Origin of the sequence: Serratia sp. YC16, from assembly GCF_009707615.1 — a bacterium.
Lineage (GTDB): Bacteria > Pseudomonadota > Gammaproteobacteria > Enterobacterales > Enterobacteriaceae > Serratia > Serratia surfactantfaciens.
The window spans coordinates 1,340,982-1,363,714 of the sequence record NZ_WLYN01000001.1 but is presented as its reverse complement, the minus strand read 5'-3'; the positions used below and the strand labels follow the sequence as shown (position 1 = coordinate 1,363,714).

The following is a 22,733-nucleotide window of genomic DNA, read 5'->3' as shown; positions in this document are numbered from 1 at the left end:
GGGGTGAATAAACCATGACATTGAAAGAGTTAGTGGTTGGTTTCGGCACCCAGGTGCGCAGCATTTGGATGATTGGCATGCATGCCTTCGCCAAGCGCGAAACCCAGATGTATCCGGAAGAACCGGTTTACCTGCCGCCACGCTACCGCGGCCGCATCGTGCTGACGCGCGATCCGGACGGCGAAGAGCGCTGCGTTGCCTGTAACCTGTGTGCGGTTGCCTGCCCGGTCGGCTGTATCTCGCTGCAAAAAGCAGAACAGAAAGACGGCCGTTGGTATCCGGAGTTCTTCCGCATCAACTTCTCGCGCTGCATCTTCTGCGGCCTGTGCGAAGAGGCTTGCCCGACCACCGCTATCCAGCTGACGCCGGATTTCGAATTGGGTGAGTACAAGCGTCAGGATCTGGTGTACGAAAAAGAAGATCTGTTGATCTCGGGGCCGGGTAAATATCCGGAATATAACTTCTACCGGATGGCCGGTATGGCGATTGACGGCAAAGCCAAAGGCGAAGCCGAAAACGAAGCCAAACCGATCGACGTCAAAGGTCTGTTGCCCTAAGGAGCCAGCAAGCATGGAAATTGCATTTTACCTGGCAGGTTTGATTGCGGTGGCCGCGACGATTCGCGTGATCACCCATACCAACCCTGTGCATGCGCTGCTGTATCTGATCGTCTCGTTATTGGCGATCTCGGCAGTCTTCTTCTCGCTCGGCGCCTACTTTGCCGCCGCGTTGGAAATCATCGTTTATGCGGGCGCCATCATGGTGCTGTTCGTATTCGTGGTGATGATGCTGAACCTTGGCAACGTGCAGCAGCAAGAGCGCGACTGGATGAAGCCGACGGTGTGGATCGGGCCTGGCCTGTTGTCGCTGGCGTTGCTGGTGGTGCTGATTGTCGCTATTCGCAGCGTATCCGATCAGGGTATCAGCGGTGAGATGGTCGACGCGAAGGCGGTGGGCATCAGCCTGTTCGGTCCTTACGTATTGGCGGTTGAGCTGGCTTCAATGCTGCTGTTGGCGGGTCTGGTTGTCGCCTTCCATATCGGCCGCGAACACAAGCCTGGCGAGGTGCTGAGCAACGCGCCGGCGAGTGGCGAAATGGCGAGAAGAAAATCGGAGGAGCAAGCATGATCCCTCTTCAACACGGCCTGATCCTGGCGGCTATCCTGTTCGTGCTCGGGCTGACCGGGCTGCTGGTGCGCCGCAACCTGCTGTTTATGCTGATCAGCCTGGAAGTGATGATCAACGCTGCGGCGTTGGCGTTTATCGTGGCGGGAAGCTACTGGGGCCAGGCGGACGGGCAGGTGATGTACATCCTGGCGATCAGCCTGGCGGCAGCCGAGGCCAGTATCGGCCTGGCGCTGCTGCTGCAGCTCTACCGTCGTCGTCATACCCTGAATATTGATACTGTCAGTGAGATGCGCGGATGAACCTATTATATTTAACAATTCTGCTACCGCTGATCGGGTTCCTGCTGTTGGCATTTTCCCGCGGTCGTTGGTCTGAGAACACGGCGGCCACCGTCGGCGTGGGCTCTATCGGCCTGGCTGCGCTGGTCACGGTGTATGTGGCGATGGATTTCTTCGCCCAGAAAGCCGCCGGCGTGCAGCTGTTCGAACAAAGCCTGTGGACCTGGATGGCCGTCGGCAACTTCAATATCGGCGTGACCCTGGTGCTGGACGGCCTGTCGCTGACCATGCTGTCGGTGGTTACCGGCGTCGGCTTCTTCATCCACATGTTCGCTTCCTGGTACATGCGCGGTGAAGAGGGCTATTCGCGCTTCTTCGCCTACACTAACCTGTTTATCGCCAGCATGGTGGTCCTGGTGCTGGCGGACAACCTGTTGCTGATGTATCTGGGTTGGGAAGGCGTGGGCCTGTGCAGCTACCTGTTGATCGGTTTCTACTACAAAGATCCGGCCAACGGCGCGGCGGCGATGAAAGCTTTCATCGTCACCCGCGTGGGCGACGTGTTCCTGGCGTTCGCGCTGTTCATCCTCTACAACGAGCTGGGCACGCTGAACATCCGCGAGCTGATGATCCTGGCGCCGCAGAAACTGGCGGTGGGCGATACCGCCATCACCTGGGCGACGCTGATGCTGCTGGGCGGCGCGGTCGGTAAATCGGCGCAGCTGCCGTTGCAAACCTGGCTGGCGGACGCGATGGCGGGCCCAACCCCGGTTTCCGCACTGATCCACGCGGCGACCATGGTGACCGCGGGTGTCTACCTGATCGCCCGCACGCACGGCCTGTTCCTGATGGCGCCGGAAGTGCTGCACCTGGTGGGCATCGTCGGTGCGGTCACTCTGCTGCTGGCCGGCTTCGCCGCGCTGGTGCAGACCGACATCAAGCGCGTGCTCGCTTACTCCACCATGAGCCAAATCGGTTACATGTTCCTGGCGCTGGGCGTGCAGGCATGGGACGCGGCGATCTTCCACCTGATGACCCACGCGTTCTTCAAGGCGCTGCTGTTCCTGTCGTCCGGTTCGGTGATCCTGGCCTGCCACCACGAGCAAAACATCTTCAAGATGGGCGGCCTGCGCAAGAGCATCCCGCTGGTGTACGTCTGCTTCCTGGTGGGTGGCGCGGCGCTGTCTGCGTTGCCGCTGGTCACGGCCGGCTTCTTCAGTAAGGACGAGATCCTGGCGGGCGCGATGGCCAACGGCCACATCAACCTGATGGTTGCCGGCCTGGTCGGTGCGTTCATGACCTCGCTGTACACCTTCCGTATGATTTTCATCGTGTTCCATGGCGAAGAGAAAATCAAAGCGCATGCCGGTAAAGGCATCACTCACCACCTGCCGCTGTTGGTTCTGCTGGTGCTGTCCACCTTCGTCGGCGCGATGATCGTGCCGCCGTTGCAGGGCGTGCTGCCGGATACGACCGAACTGGCGCACGGCAGCGTGCTGACGCTGGAAATCACCTCCGGCGTGGTGGCTATCGTCGGCATTCTGCTGGCGGCCGCGCTGTGGCTGGGCAAACGCAGCCTGGTCAACAGCATCGCCAACAGCGCGCCGGGTCGTTTCTTCTCGACCTGGTGGTTCCATGCCTGGGGCTTCGACTGGCTGTATGACAAAGTGTTCGTCAAGCCGTACCTGGGCATTGCGAAGCTGCTGCAGCGCGATCCGCTGAACTCGCTGATGAACCTGCCGGCCGTCTTCTCCCGTTGGGGGAACCGCGGTCTGACGGTGAGCGAGAACGGCCAGGTGCGTTGGTATATAGCGTCTATGGGTGTGGGTGCAGTGGTCGTATTGGCTCTGTTGATTTTGGTTTAATTGAATAATTTAAACAGACGCATTTTTCGGGCGTAGCGCCGGGCAGGCGCTACGTACAAAGTTTGAAATTATTCGTATAAGGGACACAAAACGCCATGCTATTACCTTGGCTAATTCTTATCCCCTTTATCGGCGGTCTGCTGTGCTGGCAGCTTGAGCGCTTCGGTACTAAGGTGCCGCGCTGGATAGCGCTGATCGCAATGGGGCTGACGTTGGCGCTCTCTCTGCAGCTGTGGATGCAGGGCGGCTATACATTGACCACGCCGAAAGGCATTCCGCAGTGGCAGAGCGAATTCCTGCTGCCGTGGATCCCGCGCTTCGGCATCTCCATCCACCTGGCGCTGGACGGTCTGTCGCTGCTGATGGTGGTGTTGACCGGTCTGCTGGGCGTGCTGGCGATCCTCTGTTCCTGGCGTGAAATCCAGAAGTATCAGGGCTTCTTCCACCTCAACCTGCTGTGGATCCTGGGCGGCGTTATCGGCGTGTTCCTCGCCATCGACATGTTCCTGTTCTTCTTCTTCTGGGAAATGATGTTGGTGCCGATGTACTTCCTGATCGCACTGTGGGGCCACAAGGCGTCGGACGGTAAAACCCGTATCACCGCGGCGACCAAGTTCTTCATCTACACCCAGGCCAGCGGTCTGGTGATGCTGATTGCGATCCTGGGCCTGGTGTTCGTGCACTACAACGCCACCGGCGTGTGGACCTTCGATTACGAAGACCTGCTGCAAACGCCGATGTCCCACAATGTGCAGTATGTGTTGATGCTGGGCTTCTTCATCGCCTTCGCGGTGAAAATGCCGGTGGTGCCACTGCACGGCTGGTTGCCGGACGCGCACAGCCAGGCACCGACCGCAGGTTCCGTCGACCTGGCGGGCATCTTGCTGAAAACCGCGGCCTACGGCCTGCTGCGTTTCAGCCTGCCGCTGTTCCCTGAGGCTTCGCACGAGTTCGCGCCAATCGCCATGTGGCTGGGCGTGGTCGGCATCTTCTACGGTGCCTGGATGGCGTTCGCGCAGACCGACATCAAGCGTCTTATCGCCTACACCTCGGTTTCGCACATGGGCTTCGTGCTGATCGCCATCTACACCGGCAGCCAGCTGGCTTACCAGGGCGCCGTGATCCAGATGATCGCGCACGGTCTGTCTGCCGCCGGTATGTTTATCATCTGCGGCCAGCTGTATGAGCGCCTGCATACCCGTGACATGCGTCAGATGGGCGGCCTGTGGGGGCGTATCAAGTTCATCCCTGCGCTGTCGCTGTTCTTCGCCGTGGCTACGCTGGGGATGCCGGGCACCGGTAACTTCGTCGGCGAATTCATGATTCTGTTCGGCAGCTACCAGGTGGTGCCGGTGATCACCGTGATCTCCACCTTCGGTCTGGTGTTCGCTTCGGTTTACTCGCTGATCATGATGCAGCGCGCTTATTACGGTGCGCCTAAATCTGACCAGCCGCTGCAGGGCATGACCGCGCGCGAGCTGTTCATCATTCTGCTGCTGGTGGTGTTGCTGGTTCTGCTGGGGGTTTACCCGCAGCCGATTCTGGATACTTCCAACGCGGCGATGAGCAACGTGCAACACTGGTTTGGTTCGTCAGTTTCAGCAATTTCAACAACAAGGCCGTAATTCGCCATGACAATAACTCCTCAACAACTGATCGCACTGCTGCCGCTGTTGATCGTCGGATTGACGGTGGTGGTTGTGATGCTAGGCATTGCGTGGCGACGCGACCACTTTATCAACGCCACCCTGACCGTGATCGGTCTCAACCTGGCGCTGCTTTCGCTGTACTTTGTCGGCCAGGCAGGCCCAATGGACGTCACCCCGCTGCTGCGGGTTGACGGTTACTCGATGTTCTACACCGGGCTGGTGCTGCTGGCGAGTCTGGCGACCTGCACCTTCGCCTATCCGTGGCTGGTCGGCTATCCGGATAACCGCGAAGAGTTCTACCTGCTGGTGCTGATCGCCGCCCTGGGCGGCATCCTGCTGGCGAGCGCCAACCACCTGGCTTCGCTGTTCATCGGCATTGAGCTTATCTCACTGCCGCTGTTCGGCCTGGTGGGCTACGCCTATCGCCAGAAGCGCCCGTTGGAAGCCGCCATCAAATACATGCTGCTGTCCGCCGCCGCTTCGTCGTTCCTGCTGTTCGGCATGGCGCTGCTGTATGCCGAGTCCGGCGATCTGTCGCTGGCCGGCCTCGGCAAGAGCCTGCAGGAAAACATGATGCACCAGCCGCTGATCCTGGCCGGCATGGGCATGATGATCGTCGGTCTGGGCTTCAAGCTGTCGCTGGTGCCGTTCCAACTGTGGACGCCGGACGTGTATCAGGGCGCGCCTGCGCCGGTCTCGACCTTCCTGGCGACCGCCAGCAAGATCGCGATCTTCGCGGTCGTGATGCGTCTGTTCCTGTATGCCCCGGCCGCCGACAACGAAGCGCTGCGCATGGTGCTGTCGATCATCGCGTTCTGCTCTATCTTGTTCGGTAACCTGATGGCTATCAGCCAGACCAACATCAAGCGTCTGCTGGGCTACTCGTCCATCGCTCACCTGGGCTACCTGCTGGTGGCGCTGATTGCGGTGCAAACCCACCAGCTGTCGCTGGAAACCGCCGGCGTTTACCTGGCCGGTTATCTGTTCAGCAGCCTGGGCGCCTTCGGCGTAGTCAGCCTGATGTCCAGCCCGTACCGCGGCCCGGATGCGGATTCGCTGTTCTCTTACCGTGGCCTGTTCTGGCATAAGCCAATCTTGTCCGCGGTGATGACGGTGATGATGCTGTCGCTGGCCGGTATCCCGATGACGCTGGGCTTTATCGGTAAGTTCTTCGTGATCGCGATGGGCGTCAGCGCGCACCTGTGGTGGCTGACCGGCGCAGTTGTGGTAGGCAGCGCCATCGGCCTGTATTACTACCTGCGCGTGACCGTCAGCCTGTTCCTCAGCGCGCCGGAATCACTGCAGCGTGATACCCCGAACAACTGGGCGTTGACCGCCGGCGGCGTCGTGGTGCTGATCTCCGCCGCGCTGGTGCTGCTGCTGGGCGTCTACCCGCAGCCGCTGATTTCGCTGGTGCAGATGGCGCAGCCGACGTTCTGATAACGCTTCAGACGGCAAAAAGGTCGCTTCGGCGACCTTTTTTTATGGGGAAACGGCACTCAGCTGTAATGAGCACTAAACGATGCTTCCAGCGCCTGCACTACCGCGCGCACGCGGGCGGCGCGCTGTATGTCGGGATGCAGCACCAGCCAGATATCCACCCAGTCTTTGTTTTCCGGGAACAGGCGCACCAGCTCAGGGTCTTTGTCCGCCAGGAACGCGGAGAGCAGGCCGATGCCCAGCCCGCTGCGGGCGGCGGAACGCAACATCAGCTGCGAATTGCATTGCAGCACCACGTTGGGAGCGTGCAGCGTTTCACCGCAGAAATCGCTCCAGTGGCGCGGCACCAGTTCACGCGGGAACATCAGCAGATCGTGCCCGCGCAGCTGCTCACCTTTGGCCGGCATGCCGCGCTGCGCCAGGTAGCGCCGGCTGGCGTACAGCCCCATCTCGATGGTGGCCAGCCGCTTGATGATCAGCTCATCGTCATCGGGGCGGGCACCGCGGATCGCCAGGTCCGCGCCGTGATAAGAGATGTCGGCGATGTTCAGCGCCGTCAACAGCGTGATGGTGATGGCCGGATAGCGTTGCCGCAGATCTTGCAGCGCCGGCATCACGAAGGCTTCGGCCAGGGTATCGGTGGTGGCGATGCGCACGTTGCCGCACAGGCTTTCGTCGCCGCTGGTGGCTTTGCGGCCGATCGCCTGCACCGCATTTTCCATCTTCATCACGTCCGCCAGCATGGATTCGCCCAGCGGGCTGAGGGAGAAGGATTTCGGCGTGCGGATAAACAGCTTCGAACCCAACGAACTTTCCAGCGCGGAGATGCGGCGGCCTACGGTCGCCTGATCCACCTGCAGCTGATTGGCGGCTTTGCGAAGCGTGCCACAGCGCGCGACGGCCAAAAAGAAGCGTGCGTCGTCCCAATTCATCATGCCATTTCCTTTTTGCGGGTTGGTCGGCGCTGTAAAGCACAGGCCGGGCGAACGATAGCGGTTTCCATCATAAAGCGTTGTCCAGCCTGTAGGGAGAGAAAGACGTTAACGGCTTGCCCATCGGCGGTTATTTCTCCAGTGATGCAAGAATGAATCACCCTGATGCATTCTTGACGATACTTCGGCTGCTGCTGTAACGCTATGATAAGCGCCGTTCCCGGGCTGACCGGGCGATGGCAGGCCGCCGCCTGCCGATTTTGGGAGTTGAAGCATGTCAGAAAATACCGCCCTTCAGGATGCGGCGCCGAAAAATATGCAGACGTCGCACACGGCCATTTTACTGTTCCTGGCGCTGGCGTTGATGTCGGCATTGCTGAACAGCAGCGCTCCGACGCCGCTTTACCCGTTGTATCAGCAGCAGCTTGCGCTGAGTTCCGTCAGTCTGACGGTCGTTTACGGCGCCTATGCCGCCGGCGTGTTGATCTCGCTGTTCGGCGTCGGCAATCTGGCCGGCAAGGTGAAGGACTTGCGCAGCATGATCGTGCCGGCATTGCTGGTGGTGTTGAGCGGTGCGTTGCTGTTCGCCTGGGCCGATACCTTCGCCATGATGCTCATGGCGCGGCTGCTGGCCGGGGTAGGCACCGGGGCGCTGACCGGCGCGGCGAACATCGCGCTGGTGCGGTTTGGGCCGCGCGACGGCGGCAAAAACGCGGCTCTGATCGCCACGCTGTCGTTCACTACCGGGTTGGCGCTGGGGCCGATCTTCAGCGGCATCGCCTTACAAACCGGTTTTCATCCCACGACGCTGCCGTTCGTTCTTATCATGGCCATTGCCGCCATTGCTGCGCTGGGCGTAATGCTGTGGTGGCCGCGCGGTGTGGTCGCGGCGCCGGTTCGTTCTGCGTCGGCGGCGGCAGAAAAAGGCGCATTGCTCGCGGGGCTGCGCGCCACCGGCGCTAAATTCTTTGTTTGTGCCGGGGCGCTGTTTATCTGTTGGGCTCTGGCAGCCAGTATTTTAGCTATCGGCCCTGGCGTGGCGGAAACGCTGCTGGGGATGCACCAACGGGGCGTCTTTGGCTATGCGATTGCGGTTTATCTGCTGATTGCCGGCATTAGCCAGATCCTGAGCCGCCGCGTTAACGCTCGTCATTCGCTGCTGTTCGGTTGCCTGGCGCAGGTGCTGGCGGCAGCGGTGTTCGCTATGGCGATTCAGTGGCACTCTCTGGGGCTGGCGGCGGCGGGGCTGGTGGTGGCCGGCTATGCTTACGGCGCCATTTTCGTCGGCAGCGCGACGCTGGTGAACCTGATTTCGCCGCCGGCCAACCATGCGCGTTTGCTTTCTCTGTTTTACGTTATCGCTTATATCGCCAACTGGGTACCGATCTTGTTGGGCGTGGTGGTCGATCGCGTCGATCTGCGTCAGGCAACCCATTTACTGTTCCTGGGGAGCTCTGTGGTGTGCCTGTTGCTGGCATGGAAGACGACTCGTGTCGGGTTCCCTCGTTAATTGTTTTGTGATGAATGTCTATTTTTAATAATTAACGACTCTTTAATTACATTTATGATGTGATTTATGTCGCATAAATTGGCCTGTTTTCGGGTAAACTGCGCGCTTTCTTTTTGCCGCGGGTCACTTTATGAACGTTCTTTTCGCCATTGCCGTCACCACCGGGATCCTTTCCGGCGTGTGGGGATGGGTTGCCGTCAGTCTGGGCTTGATCAGCTGGGCCGGTTTTCTCGGCTGCACGGCGTATTTCGCCTGCCCGCAGGGCGGTCTGAAAGGGCTGTTGATCGGCGCGTTGACCTGTTGCAGCGGCGTCTTTTGGGCGATGATGATCATCCACGGCAGCGAACTGGCGCCGCAGTGGAGTCTGCTGGGGTATCTGCTGACCGGCGTCGTGGCGTTCCTGATGTGCATTCAGGCCAAACAGCAGTGGCTGGGGTTCGTGCCCGGTACCTTTATCGGCGCCTGTGCGACCTTCGCCGGCGGCGGCGATTGGCCGCTGGTGACGCTGTCCCTGCTGGTGGGCCTGCTGTTCGGCTATGCGATGAAAAACAGCGGCCTGTGGTGGGCGGCGCGCAGTGAAAAAGCCCGCGCCAAGCCGTCAATCAGCGCAAATGCCGGCTCAAACGGCGTCGCCGAGTGAGCGTCAGCCGCGCCGCTGTGCAACCGTATCCCCTGATAACAAGAACGGTAATGTTGTTGAAAATTATCCATTTTCAATTGCACAGGTGTTGATTCCTCCCTCGCGGATTGCGTGAGATCACGTTAAGGGTAACAGGATTTCGTAACATGGTTTTCAGTGATTCCCATCACGTTTTTACCGGTAACAATCGGCTGAGATAGAGGCCTGTCCGATTGGAGGCCTGATGGCCGGGAATCATCATGAACAATTTGTTTTCACTGGATACCAAGACCGTTTTGATCACCGGCGCTTCACGCGGCATCGGTTTTCTGTTGGCGCGTGGCCTGGCGCAGCAAGGCGCGCATATTCTGATCAACGCCACCACCGAAGCGCATGCCCGCCACGCGGCCGAACGCCTGCGAGACGAAGGGCTGCGCGCTGATGCGGTGGCGTTCGACGTCACCGATTCTCAGGCGGTGCATGCCGCTATCGACCGTATCGAAGCGGACATCGGCGCGATAGACGTATTGATCAACAACGCCGGCATCCAGCGCCGCCACCCATTCACCGAGTTCCCGGAGCAAGACTGGGACGACATCATCGCCGTCAACCAGAAAGCGGTGTTTATCGTGTCGCAGACCGTAGCGCGCTACATGGTGCCGCGTCGACGCGGCAAAATAATCAACATCGGCTCGATGCAGAGCGAACTGGGGCGGGACACCATTACGCCTTATGCGGCGTCCAAGGGCGCGGTGAAAATGCTGACGCGCGGCATGTGCGTGGAACTGGCGCGTTACAATATTCAGGTCAACGGTATCGCCCCCGGCTATTTCAAAACCGAGATGACGCAGGCGCTGGCCGACGATCCGGCCTTTACCGCCTGGCTGACCCAACGTACGCCCGCCGCGCGCTGGGGCGATCCGCAGGAGCTGATCGGCGCGGCGGTGTTCCTGGCCGCTGACGCTTCCGCCTTCGTCAATGGGCAGTTGCTGTTTGTCGATGGCGGCATGTCCGCCGCGGTGTAACCTTGTTTCCGTGGAGCATGAGATGAAAATTCAAACCCAGTCCTGCGTGGTGAACGGCAAACGCGACGTGGCGGTGATTGCGCAAGAGGTGGAGTACCAGGGGGTGGGGACGCTGGTGAAAATCCGTCGCGGCGGCATCTGCGGTTCGGATCTGCATTACTTCCAGGAAGGTAAGGTCGGCAATTTTCAGGTGCGTCAGCCAATGGTGCTGGGCCATGAGGCGATCGGCGAGGTGATCGCCAGCGATTCACCGCAGCTGCCGGTCGGTCAGAAGGTGGCGCTCAATCCCAGTAAGCCCTGCGGGCAGTGCAGATATTGTCTGGCGGAGCAGAGCAATCAATGCGTCGGGATGCGTTTTTTCGGCAGCGCGATGTATTTTCCGCACGTCGACGGCGCTTTTACCCAATATAAAGTGGTGAGCAGCGCGCAGTGCATTCCCTACGGCGCCGATCGCGATGACAGGGTGATGGTGTTCGCCGAACCGTTGGCGGTGGCGATCCACGCAGCGCAACAGCCTGGCGGCGTGGCCGGGAAAAAGGTCTTTGTGTCCGGCGTCGGCCCGATCGGCTGTCTGCTGGTGACGGCGCTGAAGGCGCTGGGCGCCGCCGAGATAGTCTGCGCCGATCTCAGCCCGCGTTGCCTGGCGATTGCCGCTCAAATGGGCGCGGATCGGTGCCTGCATGCCGCGGATGACGATTTCAGCGATTATCTGCGAGACAAAGGCTATTTCGACGTCGCCTTCGAAGTGGCGGGGCATCCGCAGTCGCTGCAGCGCTGCCTGGAGATCACGCGCGCTAAAGGCACCGTGGTGCAGGTGGGCATGGGTGGCAGCTTCCCCGATTTTCCATTGATGTTGTTGATCGCCAAGGAGTTGAACCTGCTCGGTTCGTTCCGTTTCGTGGCGGAGTTCGCGCAGGCGGTGGAGTGGCTGGCCGACGGCGTGGTCGATCCGCTGCCGCTGCTGTCGGCCGAATTCGCCAGCGGGCAGTTGGCGCAGGCGCTGGAGTTTGCCGGCGATAAACGCCAGGCCGCCAAGGTGCAATTGGTGTTTTAGGGTAAAAGTCCGATGGCCGCGTCCGGCGATCCTTGTCTATAGTGTAGGAACGCTTAATTTTTCAACCACGGAGATCTCACTATGGCAAGACATACGGATGCTGAGCAAACTACGCTGGATGACGATCTGAGAATGCTGACCGAGACGCTGGAAGAAGTGCTGCAATACACCGGCGATCGCGCGGATCAGGCTTACGTCGACATCAAGTCGCACGCCGAGCAGGCGCTGAGTGAGGTCAAGGCGCGCTGGGCGAACACCGGCGAATCCTACTATGCGCGGGCCAAAGAGGCGGTACACCGCACCGACGACTACGTGCGGGATAAACCCTGGCACAGCGTGGGCATCGGCGCCACCGTCGGGTTGGTGCTGGGGTTGCTGCTGGCGCGAAAATAAATCCTGTGTGCGGGGCGGCGGTAAGCCGCTTCGTTTTTTTCTTCAGACTGTGTTCTTTCACACGCTTCATCCCGCTGTTTCTCCAATAGCTTTTCCTTATCCCGCCTATACTTCCCGCTAGCCGCCAAAGAGAGGCTATTCCCCTGATTTTTGTATGGATGGATTGAGGCATTGTCGCTGCAAGTGTAAAGTGTCTGTGTCTTTATTGTTTGTTTTTTGTTCTTAATCAAATAATTATCTGATGTAAACACCCAGGGATATACGGCGTTCTTGCGCTGGCGCAAAAGCCGTGAAAATAACACCTCATATAATACAGAGCGTAACTACAGGCGCGGCACCCGTCGGCTGCGCCGGAGACGATCTCTGCTAACTGACTTGTGAGCGAACTATGTCGACAAGTGTTTTTAATCGCCGGTGGGCGGCTGTGCTGCTCGAGGCGTTGGCCCGCCATGGGGTGCGGCATGTTTGTATCGCTCCGGGATCGCGCTCCACGCCGCTGACGCTGGCCGCTGCGGCTAACCCCTCTTTTGTTTGCCACACCCATTTTGATGAGCGCGGGCTCGGCCATCTGGCGCTCGGGCTGGCGAAGGCCGCGCGTGAACCGGTGGCGGTGATCGTCACCTCCGGCACCGCGGCGGCTAACCTTTATCCGGCTTTGATCGAAGCCGGCCTGACCGGTGAGCGGCTGGTGTTTCTCACCGCCGATCGGCCGCCGGAACTGATCGATTGCGGCGCCAATCAGGCGATCCGTCAGAACGGCCTCTACAGCAGCCATCCGACGCTGGCGATTGATTTGCCGCGTCCTACGCCGGATATTCCGGCCGCCTGGCTGGTCTCCAGCGTCGACAGCGCGATGGCGCGCTTGCAGCACGGCGCTTTGCATATCAACTGTCCGTTCGCCGAGCCGCTGTACGGCGGCGATGAGCTTAACCACGCTGACTGGTCCGCCGCATTGGGCGACTGGTGGCAGAGCGATCGGCCATGGCTGCGGGAAAGCGAGGCGCATGCGGCGCCGGCACCGCAGCCGGACTGGTTCTTCTGGCGGCAAAAGCGCGGCGTGGTGTTGGCCGGGCGCATGAGCGCGGAAGAGGGCGCGCGATTGGCCGACTGGGCCGAGACGCTGGGCTGGCCGCTGATCGGCGACGCGCTGTCGCAGACTGGGCAACCGCTGCCCTGCGCCGACTTGTGGCTCGCTCATCCACAGGCCCAACGCATGCTGAAAGACGCGCAGCTGGTGGTGCAGTTCGGCGGCAGCCTGACCGGCAAGCGCGTGCTGCAGTGGCAGGCACAGTGCCGGCCGGAAGAGTATTGGGTGATCGACGAGTTGCCTGGGCGGCTCGATCCGGCCCAGCATCGCGGCCGTCGCCTGCGCGCCAGCGTGGCGCAATGGTTGGCGCAACATCCGGCGCAGCCGCGCACACCGTGGGCCGCCGGGCTGACCGCGTTGGCGAGCCAGGCGCTGGCGGCCGCGTCCGCGCGTTTGCACGATAGCTTTGGCGAGGCTCAACTGGCGCATCGGCTGTCGGAGCTGCTGCCGGAGAATGGCCAGCTGTTCCTCGGCAACAGCCTGGTGGTGCGGCTGATCGACGCGCTAACGCCATTGCCCGCTGCCTATCCGGTGTTCAGCAACCGCGGCGCCAGCGGCATCGATGGTCTGATCTCCACCGCCGCCGGCGTACAGCGCGCCACCGCCAAACCGACACTGGCGGTGGTGGGCGATCTTTCCGCCTTGTATGACCTCAATGCGCTGGCGCTGCTGCGTCAGTGCTCTGCGCCGACGGTGTTGATCGTCGTCAACAATAACGGTGGCCAAATTTTCTCGCTGCTGCCGACGCCGGAAGAGGAACGGCAGCGCTTTTACTGCATGCCGCAAAATGTCGAGTTCAGCCACGCGGCGGCGATGTTCCAACTGGGGTACGCGCGGCCGGAGAACTGGAGCCAACTGCAACAGGCGGTTGAACAAGGCTGGCGGCGCGGCGGCGCAACGATTATCGAACTGCAGGTGCCGCCGAGTGAAGGAGCCGAAAGCCTGCAATATCTGGTGCAACAGATGGCGGTGCAATGATGCTGGCGACGCGGGTTTTACAACAGGGCGAAGCGGGCCGGCCTTGGCTGGTGTGGCTGCACGGCCTGCTCGGCAACAGCAATGAGTGGCGGGTGATCGCCGCGCGCTGCCCGGAATGGCCATCGCTGGCTATCGATCTGCCCGGTCACGGCGATTCCGTGGCGGTGAGCTGTCGCGGCTTCGACGACATCAGCGCTCAGATCGCCGCCACGCTGCAGCTACGCAATATCGAACGCTATTGGCTGGTGGGCTACTCGCTCGGCGGGCGCATCGCCATGTATCACGCCTGCCATGGCCGCCACGACGGTCTGCAAGGCGTGCTGGTCGAGGGCGGCAATCCGGGGCTGGAGGACGTAGAACATCGCCGCCATCGCTGCGAGCAGGATGCGCTGTGGGCGGCGCGCTTTCGCAGTGAGCCGATCGCCGAAGTTCTGGCGGACTGGTATCAACAGCCGGTGTTCAAAGAGCTTAGCCATGTGCATCGTCAGGCGCTGATCGGCGCGCGCTCGGTCAACAGCGGCCCGGCGATCGCCGATATGCTCGAAGCGACGTCGCTCGGGCGGCAACCTTACCTGGCGCCGCAGCTGAGCCAACTGACCGTACCGCTGCGGGTGCTGTGCGGTGAAAACGATCCCAAATTTCAACGGCTGGCGCGCGACGCCGGGTTACCGTTGCGCATCGTGCCGCAGGCCGGCCACAACGCGCATCTGGCTAATCCGCAAGATTTCGTCGCCGCGCTGCAGACCTTTCTCGTTAACCCTGGTTAAAGGAACCGAACATGCTTTATCCGAATGAAGAACAGCTGTACGCCGCCATCGCCTGGCAGGATTGCACCGGCGATTTCGAAGACATCCTGTATCACAAGTCCGCCGACGGCATCGCCAAAATCACCATCAACCGGCCGCAGGTGCGCAATGCGTTTCGCCCGCAAACGGTCAAAGAGATGATCGACGCGCTGGCCAACGCCCGTTACGACGATGGCATCGGGGTGATTATTCTCACCGGCGCCGGCGATAAGGCCTTCTGCTCTGGCGGCGATCAGAAAGTGCGCGGCGACTACGGCGGCTATCGCGACGACAGCGGCGTACATCACCTCAACGTGCTGGACTTCCAGCGCCAGATCCGCACCTGCCCGAAACCGGTGGTGGCGATGGTGGCCGGCTACTCGATCGGCGGCGGCCATGTGCTGCACATGATGTGCGATCTGACCATTGCGGCGGATAACGCCATTTTCGGCCAGACCGGCCCGAAAGTCGGCTCGTTCGACGGCGGCTGGGGCGCGTCTTATATGGCGCGCATCGTCGGCCAGAAGAAGGCGCGCGAAATCTGGTTCCTGTGCCGCCAGTACGACGCCGCCGCCGCGCTGGACATGGGGCTGGTCAACACCGTGGTGCCGCTGGCCGAACTGGAGAAAGAGACGGTGCGCTGGTGCCGCGAAATGCTGCAGAACAGCCCGATGGCGCTGCGCTGCCTGAAGGCGGCGCTGAACGCCGACTGCGACGGCCAGGCCGGTTTGCAAGAGCTGGCGGGCAACGCCACCATGCTGTTCTATATGACCGACGAAGGGCAGGAAGGGCGCAACGCATTCAACGAGAAGCGTCAGCCGGACTTCAGCAAATTCAAGCGTAACCCGTAATGAACGGCGCGAATCGCAGCGCGGCGCTTTACCGTTACAGCCTGCCGATGGAGGCGGGTGTGGTGCTGCGCAATCAGCGGTTGAAAACGCGTGACGGATTGGTGGTGCAGCTGTGCCAGGGCGATCGTGAAGGCTGGGGAGAGATCGCGCCGCTGCCGGAGTTCAGCCGGGAAACGCCGGCGCAGGCCGAGCAGGCCGCATTGGAGTGGCTGCAGGCGTGGTTAGCGGGAAACGAACCGGATGATAGCGCGCTGCCCTCGGTGGCCTTTGGGCTCAGCTGCGCGCAGGCCGAGCTGGAGCAGCGCTTGCCGACGCAGGCGGATTTCCGCAAGGCGCCGCTGTGCACCGGCGATCCGGATGAGCTGTTCGAAACCTTGAATGCCTTGCCGGGCGAGAAAGTCGCCAAGGTGAAAGTGGGGCTGTATGAGGCGGTACGCGACGGCATGATCGTCAACGTGCTGCTGGAGGCGCTGCCGGATCTGCGGCTGCGGCTGGACGCCAACCGCAGCTGGAGCCGCGCCAAAGCCGACGGCTTCGCCAGGTACGTCAACCCGGCGTGGCGCGATCGCATCGCCTTCCTGGAGGAGCCCTGCAAGACCCGTGATGAATCGCGCGATTTCGCCCGGGCGACCGGCATCGCTATCGCCTGGGATGAGAGCGTGCGTGAGGCGGACTTTGTGGTGCAGGCCGAGCCGGGCGTGGCGGCCATCGTGATCAAGCCGATGCTGGTCGGCAGCCTGACGCGCTGCCAGACACTGGTGGCGCAGGCGCACGCGGCGGGGCTGACGGCGGTGATCAGCTCCAGCATCGAATCCAGCCTGGGGTTGACCCAGCTGGCGCGCATCGCCCGCTGGCTGACGCCGGACATCGTGCCGGGGTTGGACACGCTGGGGTTAATGCAGGCGCAGGTGCTGCGTCCGTGGCCGGACAGCGCGTTGCCGCTGCTGGATGTCTCGGCGCTGGAGTGCCTATGGCGCCGTTGAACGATTGGCCGTGGCGGCACTGGGCGCGCCTTCAGCCGCAGGCGACGGCGCTGCTGCTCGGCGAACGGCCGCTGAGCTGGCTGGCGTTGCAAAGCCAGGTGGATGAGCTGGCGGCGGATTTTCAGCACCAGGGCGTGGAGCCGGGTTGCGGCGTGGCGCTGAGCGGCAAAAACAGCTATCCGCTGCTGCTGGCCTATCTGGCGCTGCTGCAATGCGGCGCCCGTCTGCTGCCGCTCAATCCCGCCTTGCCGACGCCGCTGTTGGCGCAGCTACTGCCTGAATTGGATATAACCTTTGCCTTCGGCCCGGATCCTTTGCCGGCGCTGCCGGAGGCGCTGATTCGGTTGACGCCGCCCTCGACCGAGCCGCGCTGGCCGAACCTGCCGGCGTGGGATGCGCAGCGTCTGGCGACGCTGACGTTGACCTCCGGCTCCAGCGGTATGCCGAAGGCGGCCGCGCACAGTTACGCCAACCATCTGGCCAGCGCCGACGGGGTGTTGCGGCTGATGGATTTCCAGCGTGAGGATTGCTGGCTGTTGTCATTGCCGCTGTATCACGTTTCCGGCCAGGGCATCGTCTGGCGCTGGCTGGCAGCGGGTGCCCGGTTGGCAGTGCGCGAGATGCACCCGCTGGCCGAGGCGCTGGCGGGATGCACGTATGCTTCGCTGGTACCGACGCAGCTTTGGCGGCTGCTGGCGCAACCGCTGACGGGCGTGACGCTGAAGGCAGTGCTGCTCGGTGGCGCGATGATCCCGGTCGAACTGACCGAACGGGCGGAAGCGGCAGGGATACGCTGCTGGTGCGGTTATGGGTTGACCGAACTCGCCTCTACGGTGTGCGCCAAGCGCGCCGATGCGCGGCCGGGCGTCGGTCTGCCGCTGAGCGGCCGCGAGATCAAACTGGTGGACGAGGAGGTCTGGATCCGCGCCGACAGCCTGGCGCTCGGCTACTGGTGTCATGGCCATGTGCGGCCGCTGGCCGATGAGCAGGGCTGGTTCGCGACCCGCGATCGCGGCGTGATGGCCGAAGGGGAGCTGCGCATTCTCGGCCGGCTGGACAACCTGTTTTTCAGCGGCGGCGAAGGGGTGCAACCGGAAGATATCGAACGCGTGCTGGCGGCGCATCCGCAGATCACGCAGGCGTTTGTGGTGCCGGCGGCGGATGCCGAATTCGGCCAGCGGCCGGTGGCGGTGATCGACGGCGACCCGTCGTTGTCGCTGGCGGCATTGCTCGCCTGGTCGCAGGATAAGCTGGCTAATTTCCAGCGTCCGATGGCGCTGTTTGCCTTGCCCGACGAGCTGAAAAGCGGCGGCATCAAGATTTCGCGCCGTCAGCTGCAGCAGTGGGTAGCGCAGCGTTTCTCTCAGGCATAAAAAAGCCGCCCGACAGGGCGGCTGAGTTGATGACGGCAGGGGGTTACTTCAGCCCCAACGCCTTGGCGACGCCGGCGCCGTAGTCCGGGTGCACCTTGCTGAACAGCTCGACCTGCCGGCGCTGAATCTGTTCCGGCACCTGCGACAGCTCGCCGGCGATGCGGGTGAACATGCGCTGGTGCTCTTCGGCGCTCAGCAGGTTGAACAGCGCGCGCGGCTGGCTGTAGTAATCGTCGTCTTCACGATGATTCCAGTGGTCGGCCGCCCCCTCAATGCTCAACGGCGGTTCGCTGAAGTCCGGCTGCTCCTGGAACAGACCGAAGCTGTTCGGCTCGTAGGTGGCGCCGTTGCCGCTGTTGCCGTCCACGCGCATCGCACCGTCGCGATGATAGTTGTGGAACGGGCATTTGGCGCCGTTCACCGGGATCTGGTGGTGGTTGACGCCCAGGCGATAGCGGTGTGCATCCCCATACGAGAACAGGCGGCCCTGCAGCATTTTATCCGGCGAGAAGCTGATGCCCGGCACCACGTTGGCGGGGTTCATCGCCACCTGCTCGACCTCGGAGAAGTAGTTGTCGGGGTTGCGGTTGAGCTCGAAATAGCCGACGTCGATCAGCGGATAGTCGCCGTGCGGCCATACCTTGGTCAGATCGAACGGGTTATAGGGAGTCTGCGAGGCTTCATGTTCCGGCATGATCTGAATTTGCAGCTTCCAGCGCGGGAAGTCGCCGCGCTTGATCGCTTCGAACAGATCGCGCTGTGAGCTTTCGCGATCCTTGGCGATGATCGCTTCCGCCTCTTCATCCATCAGGTTTTCAATGCCTTGTTCGCAGCGGAAGTGGAATTTCACCCAGAAGCGCTCGTTGGCGGCATTGATAAAACTGAAGGTGTGGCTGCCGAAGCCGTGCATGTGGCGGTAGGACTTCGGAATGCCGCGATCGCTGAAGTCGATGGTCAGCTGATGCAGCGATTCAGGCAGGTGAGAGAAGAAGTCCCATTTGTACACCGGGTTGCGCAGGTTGGTATGCGGATCGCGTTTCACCACGTGGTTGAGATCGGGGAATTTCAGCGGATCGCGCAGATAGAACACCGGCGTATCGTTGCCCACCAAATCCCAGTTGCCTTCTTCGGTATAAAACTTCATGGCGAAGCCGCGAATATCGCGCTCGGCGTCGGCGGCGCCGCGTTCACCGGCGACGGTGGAGAAGCGGATAAACATGTCGGTCTGTTTGCCGACCTCGGAGAAGATCTTGGCGCGGGTGTAGCGGGTAATGTCGTGGGTGACGGTAAAGGTGCCGTAGGCGCCCGAACCCTTGGCGTGCATGCGGCGCTCGGGGATGACCTCGCGGTCGAAGTGGGCCAGTTTTTCCAGGAACCACACGTCCTGCAACAACATCGGGCCGCGTTTGCCTGCGGTGATCACGTTATTGTTATCGACAACCGGGGCGCCGGCTGCGGTGGTCAGTCCTTTCTTGCTCATCACTTGCTCCTTATCGTAGTGCATTTAAGTAAAGACTCGGGCGGTTTAAGCGTTCATCAGCATAGTCCTTTGGCGGGGCTTTTTCCCCTGACCTTGGTCAAAGCCACTACTAGTTGTAGCCCTATTGCCGAGCGGCGGCAAATAGGTCTCGGTTATCGTTGGCATCGCCTTGACGAATATAGAGTGTTGTTTGCAAATATTTACATTTATTTGATTAATGAAGAATTTTTTCGCTTTTATCCCTTAAATCCTCATTGTGCTTTGGTATAGACTCGTGACGTTATTATTATGCGTTGATTCGATCATTCGGTACGGATGACAAACCAGAGGGAAAGATGATGAAAAAGACTTGGGTCGCGTGCGCGGCAGGATTGCTGTTTGTGACCGGCGCAGCGAACGCCATCAGCGTGTCGGGTGAGGCCGGGCAGCACTATACCAACCTGGGCTTCGGCATGAGCACCGGCTCTTCAGGTCTGGGCCTGACCGGCAACTGGGCGCGCAGCGACCACGACGGCAACGTCGGCAGCCTGGGCTTGAACTTCGGCGTGCCGCTGGGGCCGTTGACGGCGACCGTGGGCGGCAAAGCGCTGTACCTCAGCCCGAAAGACGGCAAGAGCGGCGGCGCGTTGGCGCTGGGCGGCGGCCTGGAGTGGGAAATCAACCGTTACTTCAGCCTGCACGGCGAAGGTTACTTTGCTCCTGAATCCTTCACCAGCGGCGTGAAGGCCTATAACGAAGCCAGCGGCGGCCTGCGCTGGAAGTTCCGTCCGTTGAGCGTGGACGTAGGCTACCGCTACATGAAGATGGAAGGCAAAGACGGGCGTCGTGACAACACCCTGGCCGATGGCCCTTATGTCGGCGTTGGTCTGAGCTTCTAACTCTGACGGACGGACTGCGGTCCATCGCGTTCAGCGAATCCCTCGGTCATTGGCCGGGGGATTTTTTTTTTGCGCCCTCCGTGGGGGCGTTCCTGTGGGAACGTAACGATAATAGATTAAATTATTTAAAGATTCGGCGATCGGCATCGCCACGGGAGAGCACATGCCGTAAAATGCGTAATATAAATTATTATATAGCGATATGGACGTCATGGCTTACCGAAATCCTCTGGCGGCGCTGATGCCGCTGCTTGTCTCACTCTTTCCTTATGAAGCCGCCGCGGCGCAAGCCGATCATGAAGAGGTGTTGACCGTCACGGGCAGTGCGTTATCCCCCGCGACGCAAAGCGCGTCTGGCGCCGGTTTTAAAACGACGGATATTGAACTGGGGCCGTTGGGCGCCAGGGCGTGGCTCGATACGCCTTATTCCTCCACCACCGTAACCCAACCGATGATTAAAAATCAGCAGGCGAAAAGCGTCGCCGAGTTACTGAAATATTCACCGAGCACGCAAATGCAGGCACGTGGCGGCATGGACGTTGGGCGCCCTCAGAGCCGAGGCATGCAGGGCAGCGTAGTGGCGAACAGTCGGCTGAATGGGCTGAACATCGTCTCCACCACGGCCTTTCCCGTTGAAATGCTGGAGCGGCTGGATGTTCTCAACAGCCTGACCGGCGCCTTGTATGGCCCTGCGAGCCCGGCGGGGCAGTTCAACTTTGTGGCGAAACGCCCGACGTCGCAACCGCTACGCGAGGTGACGCTCGGGTATCAGAGCCGCAGCGCCTTCAGCGGCCATGTCGATCTCGGTGGCCACCTCGACGATGACAACAGATTCGGCTATCGCATCAATGCGCTCAACGAAGAGGGCGAAGGCAACGTTGACGACAGTACATTGCGTCGTCGGCTGTTGGCCGTGGCGTTCGACTGGAATATAAAGCCGGGCACGCAGCTGCAACTGGACGCCAGCCATTACGAATTCCTGCAAAAGGGTTACCCCGGTGGCTTCAGCTATGGGCCGAATGTCCCGCTGCCTTCCGCCCCCAATCCGCAGAATAAACATCTGGCGCTCGCAACGGCAGGTAACGATTTAACCACTGACACCCTCAGCACGCGGCTGATTCATTATTTCAATGACGATTGGTCAGTATCGGGCGGCGTAGGTTGGCAACAGGCGGATCGCGCCATGCGTTCGGTATCCAGCACCCTGCTCAACGGCGACGGCGACATCAAGAGGTCGATGAGCGACTCCAGCGCCTCGGGGCGATTTCGGGTATTGAGCAATACGCTGACGTTGAACGGCCATATCGATACCGGCTCGGTGGGGCATGAGTTGGCGCTCGCCACGACGGGCTATGTCTGGTCTATCTACAGCGGCAAAGGCGCCAGCCGGCGCTACGATTTGGGTATCGACAATATGTATCATCCGTCGGCGATGCATGAGCCGGGCGACGGAAAGATCCCCAAGAACGGCGCGCGCTATAAATCCAGCGAGAACAGCCAGCAGAGCGTGACTTTCGGCGATACGATGACCTTCAATCCGCAGTGGTCGGCGATGCTTTATGTAAGCGAAAGCTGGTTGCAAACGCGTAATTACGGCGCCGACGGCAAGAAAATCGAAGAAGACAATCAGCAGGGTTTGAGCCCGAACGCGGCGTTGATGTACAAAATCACCCCGACGCTGATGGCTTATCTCAGCTATGCCGACTCGCTGGAGCAAGGTGGTACGGCCCCGCTGGGAGAAGGCGTGAAGAACGAAGGGCAGACGCTCAAGCCCTATCGCAGCCGGCAATATGAGATTGGCCTGAAAGCCGACGTCGGGGAGATGAACCTCGGCGCCGCGCTGTTCCGCCTCAAGCGGCCGTTCGCTTATGTTGACGCCGAAGACCGGGTGTACAAGGAGCAGGGCGAACAGGTGAACAATGGCCTGGAGTTGACGGCCGCCGGGCGCGTGCATGAAGGGCTGAGCCTGTTTGGCGGCGTAACGCTGCTCGATCCGCAACTGAAAGAGACGGTTTCCGACAGCACGCGCGGCAAGCGCGTGGTCGGCGTGCCGAAGGTGCAGGCCAATATGCTGGTGGAGTACAGCCTGCCGTCGATGCCGCAATGGGTCTATAGCGCCAACGTGCACTATACCGGCAAGCGAGCGGCGAACGACACCAACAGCGCCTGGGCTGACAGTTACACCACGCTGGACCTGGGGACCCGCTATGCTACCCGCATTCATTCCGTGCCTGCGACTTTGCGGCTGACGGTCAATAACGTCACGAACGAACATTACTGGGCCTCTATTTTCCCGTCGGGCACGGACGGGAACGGCGGGGCATCGAGCGCGTTTCTCGGCAGCGGCCGTGAAGTACGCGCATCCGTCACCTTTGACTTCTGAGGGCGCCATGAGAATCGTATCGTTGCCTGCATGGGTGCTGTT

Annotated in this window: 20 protein-coding genes; 18 read left to right on the top strand and 2 right to left on the bottom strand. The window is 61.1% G+C overall.

Annotated elements, in window-relative coordinates:
• Window positions 1-14 precede the first annotated feature (14 nt).
• The 6 genes from nuoI (at window position 15) to nuoN (ending at window position 6,360) form a co-directional block, all read left to right on the top strand.
• Entirely contained in the window at window positions 15-557 is a 543-nt protein-coding gene (gene nuoI, locus GKN89_RS06375) for an NADH-quinone oxidoreductase subunit NuoI (RefSeq protein WP_025160170.1), read from the top strand.
• Window positions 558-570: 13 nt separating this feature from the next.
• Complete coding sequence (gene nuoJ, locus GKN89_RS06370; protein WP_019453717.1) at window positions 571-1,128, top strand: NADH-quinone oxidoreductase subunit J; 558 nt, start codon at window positions 571-573, stop codon at window positions 1,126-1,128.
• Window positions 1,125-1,427, top strand: a complete 303-nt coding sequence (nuoK, locus tag GKN89_RS06365) for an NADH-quinone oxidoreductase subunit NuoK (RefSeq protein WP_004936014.1) — start codon at window positions 1,125-1,127, stop codon at window positions 1,425-1,427. Before nuoJ ends, nuoK begins: the two co-directional genes overlap by 4 nt.
• Complete coding sequence (gene nuoL / locus GKN89_RS06360) at window positions 1,424-3,271, top strand: NADH-quinone oxidoreductase subunit L (protein ID WP_019453716.1); 1,848 nt, start codon at window positions 1,424-1,426, stop codon at window positions 3,269-3,271. The genes nuoK and nuoL overlap by 4 nt, the downstream gene beginning before the upstream one ends.
• Before the next feature lie 95 nt (window positions 3,272-3,366).
• Window positions 3,367-4,896, top strand: a complete 1,530-nt coding sequence (nuoM, locus tag GKN89_RS06355) for an NADH-quinone oxidoreductase subunit M (RefSeq protein ID WP_025160171.1) — start codon at window positions 3,367-3,369, stop codon at window positions 4,894-4,896.
• 6 nt (window positions 4,897-4,902) lie between these two features.
• The gene (nuoN, locus tag GKN89_RS06350; RefSeq protein WP_004936000.1) at window positions 4,903-6,360 is read left to right on the top strand and encodes an NADH-quinone oxidoreductase subunit NuoN; all 1,458 of its coding nucleotides are present in this window, start codon (window positions 4,903-4,905) and stop codon (window positions 6,358-6,360) included.
• 59 nt (window positions 6,361-6,419) lie between these two features.
• Here nuoN and GKN89_RS06345 read toward each other — a convergent pair whose 3' ends face one another.
• Window positions 6,420-7,295 carry a LysR family transcriptional regulator gene (locus tag GKN89_RS06345; RefSeq protein ID WP_154746563.1) on the bottom strand — a complete coding sequence of 292 codons (876 nt, stop codon included), beginning with the start codon at window positions 7,293-7,295 and terminating at the stop codon, window positions 6,420-6,422.
• A gap of 271 nt (window positions 7,296-7,566) precedes the next feature.
• On the opposite strand from GKN89_RS06345, the gene GKN89_RS06340 reads away from it, so the two are divergent.
• The 10 genes from GKN89_RS06340 (at window position 7,567) to menE (ending at window position 17,950) form a co-directional block, all read left to right on the top strand.
• The gene (locus GKN89_RS06340) at window positions 7,567-8,802 is read left to right on the top strand and encodes an MFS transporter (protein ID WP_063919780.1); all 1,236 of its coding nucleotides are present in this window, start codon (window positions 7,567-7,569) and stop codon (window positions 8,800-8,802) included.
• 130 nt (window positions 8,803-8,932) lie between these two features.
• The gene (locus GKN89_RS06335; RefSeq protein WP_019453712.1) at window positions 8,933-9,442 is read left to right on the top strand and encodes a DUF1097 domain-containing protein; all 510 of its coding nucleotides are present in this window, start codon (window positions 8,933-8,935) and stop codon (window positions 9,440-9,442) included.
• A 239-nt stretch (window positions 9,443-9,681) separates the two neighbouring features.
• A complete protein-coding gene (gene idnO / locus GKN89_RS06330) occupies window positions 9,682-10,446 on the top strand; it encodes a gluconate 5-dehydrogenase (protein WP_154746562.1) in 765 nt (254 codons plus the stop codon).
• 22 nt (window positions 10,447-10,468) lie between these two features.
• Window positions 10,469-11,500, top strand: a complete 1,032-nt coding sequence (idnD, locus tag GKN89_RS06325) for an L-idonate 5-dehydrogenase (protein ID WP_154746561.1) — start codon at window positions 10,469-10,471, stop codon at window positions 11,498-11,500.
• 81 nt (window positions 11,501-11,581) lie between these two features.
• Window positions 11,582-11,893 (top strand): stress response protein ElaB, encoded by a 312-nt coding sequence (gene elaB, locus GKN89_RS06320; protein ID WP_025160172.1) that lies wholly within the window; start codon window positions 11,582-11,584, stop codon window positions 11,891-11,893.
• 388 nt (window positions 11,894-12,281) lie between these two features.
• A complete protein-coding gene (menD, locus tag GKN89_RS06315; RefSeq protein ID WP_154746560.1) occupies window positions 12,282-13,958 on the top strand; it encodes a 2-succinyl-5-enolpyruvyl-6-hydroxy-3-cyclohexene-1-carboxylic-acid synthase in 1,677 nt (558 codons plus the stop codon).
• Window positions 13,955-14,725: a 2-succinyl-6-hydroxy-2,4-cyclohexadiene-1-carboxylate synthase gene (gene menH / locus GKN89_RS06310; protein ID WP_154746559.1), complete on the top strand. Its 771-nt coding sequence runs from the start codon at window positions 13,955-13,957 to the stop codon at window positions 14,723-14,725. The genes menD and menH overlap by 4 nt, the downstream gene beginning before the upstream one ends.
• A gap of 11 nt (window positions 14,726-14,736) precedes the next feature.
• Window positions 14,737-15,594 (top strand): 1,4-dihydroxy-2-naphthoyl-CoA synthase, encoded by an 858-nt coding sequence (gene menB, locus GKN89_RS06305; protein ID WP_019453706.1) that lies wholly within the window; start codon window positions 14,737-14,739, stop codon window positions 15,592-15,594.
• Window positions 15,594-16,577: an o-succinylbenzoate synthase gene (menC, locus tag GKN89_RS06300; RefSeq protein ID WP_154746558.1), complete on the top strand. Its 984-nt coding sequence runs from the start codon at window positions 15,594-15,596 to the stop codon at window positions 16,575-16,577. The genes menB and menC overlap by 1 nt, the downstream gene beginning before the upstream one ends.
• Complete coding sequence (gene menE / locus GKN89_RS06295) at window positions 16,565-17,950, top strand: o-succinylbenzoate--CoA ligase (RefSeq protein WP_154746557.1); 1,386 nt, start codon at window positions 16,565-16,567, stop codon at window positions 17,948-17,950. The genes menC and menE overlap by 13 nt, the downstream gene beginning before the upstream one ends.
• 43 nt (window positions 17,951-17,993) lie before the next feature.
• Here the strand turns inward: menE and katA are convergent, their stop codons facing one another.
• A complete protein-coding gene (gene katA, locus GKN89_RS06290) occupies window positions 17,994-19,430 on the bottom strand; it encodes a catalase KatA (protein WP_019453703.1) in 1,437 nt (478 codons plus the stop codon).
• A 338-nt stretch (window positions 19,431-19,768) separates the two neighbouring features.
• On the opposite strand from katA, the gene GKN89_RS06285 reads away from it, so the two are divergent.
• Window positions 19,769-20,308: a YfaZ family outer membrane protein gene (locus GKN89_RS06285; protein ID WP_019453702.1), complete on the top strand. Its 540-nt coding sequence runs from the start codon at window positions 19,769-19,771 to the stop codon at window positions 20,306-20,308.
• A 202-nt stretch (window positions 20,309-20,510) separates the two neighbouring features.
• Window positions 20,511-22,691: a TonB-dependent siderophore receptor gene (locus tag GKN89_RS06280; RefSeq protein ID WP_154746556.1), complete on the top strand. Its 2,181-nt coding sequence runs from the start codon at window positions 20,511-20,513 to the stop codon at window positions 22,689-22,691.
• The last annotated feature ends 42 nt before the right edge of the window (window positions 22,692-22,733 follow it).

Coding starts and splice junctions, on each gene's coding strand:
- nuoI (WP_025160170.1), top strand. CDS start 15: ATGACATTGAAAGAGTTAGTGGTTGGTTTCGGCACCCAGGTGCGCAGC.
- nuoJ (WP_019453717.1), top strand. CDS start 571: ATGGAAATTGCATTTTACCTGGCAGGTTTGATTGCGGTGGCCGCGACG.
- nuoK (WP_004936014.1), top strand. CDS start 1,125: ATGATCCCTCTTCAACACGGCCTGATCCTGGCGGCTATCCTGTTCGTG.
- nuoL (WP_019453716.1), top strand. CDS start 1,424: ATGAACCTATTATATTTAACAATTCTGCTACCGCTGATCGGGTTCCTG.
- nuoM (WP_025160171.1), top strand. CDS start 3,367: ATGCTATTACCTTGGCTAATTCTTATCCCCTTTATCGGCGGTCTGCTG.
- nuoN (WP_004936000.1), top strand. CDS start 4,903: ATGACAATAACTCCTCAACAACTGATCGCACTGCTGCCGCTGTTGATC.
- GKN89_RS06345 (WP_154746563.1), bottom strand. CDS start 7,295: ATGATGAATTGGGACGACGCACGCTTCTTTTTGGCCGTCGCGCGCTGT.
- GKN89_RS06340 (WP_063919780.1), top strand. CDS start 7,567: ATGTCAGAAAATACCGCCCTTCAGGATGCGGCGCCGAAAAATATGCAG.
- GKN89_RS06335 (WP_019453712.1), top strand. CDS start 8,933: ATGAACGTTCTTTTCGCCATTGCCGTCACCACCGGGATCCTTTCCGGC.
- idnO (WP_154746562.1), top strand. CDS start 9,682: ATGAACAATTTGTTTTCACTGGATACCAAGACCGTTTTGATCACCGGC.
- idnD (WP_154746561.1), top strand. CDS start 10,469: ATGAAAATTCAAACCCAGTCCTGCGTGGTGAACGGCAAACGCGACGTG.
- elaB (WP_025160172.1), top strand. CDS start 11,582: ATGGCAAGACATACGGATGCTGAGCAAACTACGCTGGATGACGATCTG.
- menD (WP_154746560.1), top strand. CDS start 12,282: ATGTCGACAAGTGTTTTTAATCGCCGGTGGGCGGCTGTGCTGCTCGAG.
- menH (WP_154746559.1), top strand. CDS start 13,955: ATGATGCTGGCGACGCGGGTTTTACAACAGGGCGAAGCGGGCCGGCCT.
- menB (WP_019453706.1), top strand. CDS start 14,737: ATGCTTTATCCGAATGAAGAACAGCTGTACGCCGCCATCGCCTGGCAG.
- menC (WP_154746558.1), top strand. CDS start 15,594: ATGAACGGCGCGAATCGCAGCGCGGCGCTTTACCGTTACAGCCTGCCG.
- menE (WP_154746557.1), top strand. CDS start 16,565: ATGGCGCCGTTGAACGATTGGCCGTGGCGGCACTGGGCGCGCCTTCAG.
- katA (WP_019453703.1), bottom strand. CDS start 19,430: ATGAGCAAGAAAGGACTGACCACCGCAGCCGGCGCCCCGGTTGTCGAT.
- GKN89_RS06285 (WP_019453702.1), top strand. CDS start 19,769: ATGAAAAAGACTTGGGTCGCGTGCGCGGCAGGATTGCTGTTTGTGACC.
- GKN89_RS06280 (WP_154746556.1), top strand. CDS start 20,511: ATGGACGTCATGGCTTACCGAAATCCTCTGGCGGCGCTGATGCCGCTG.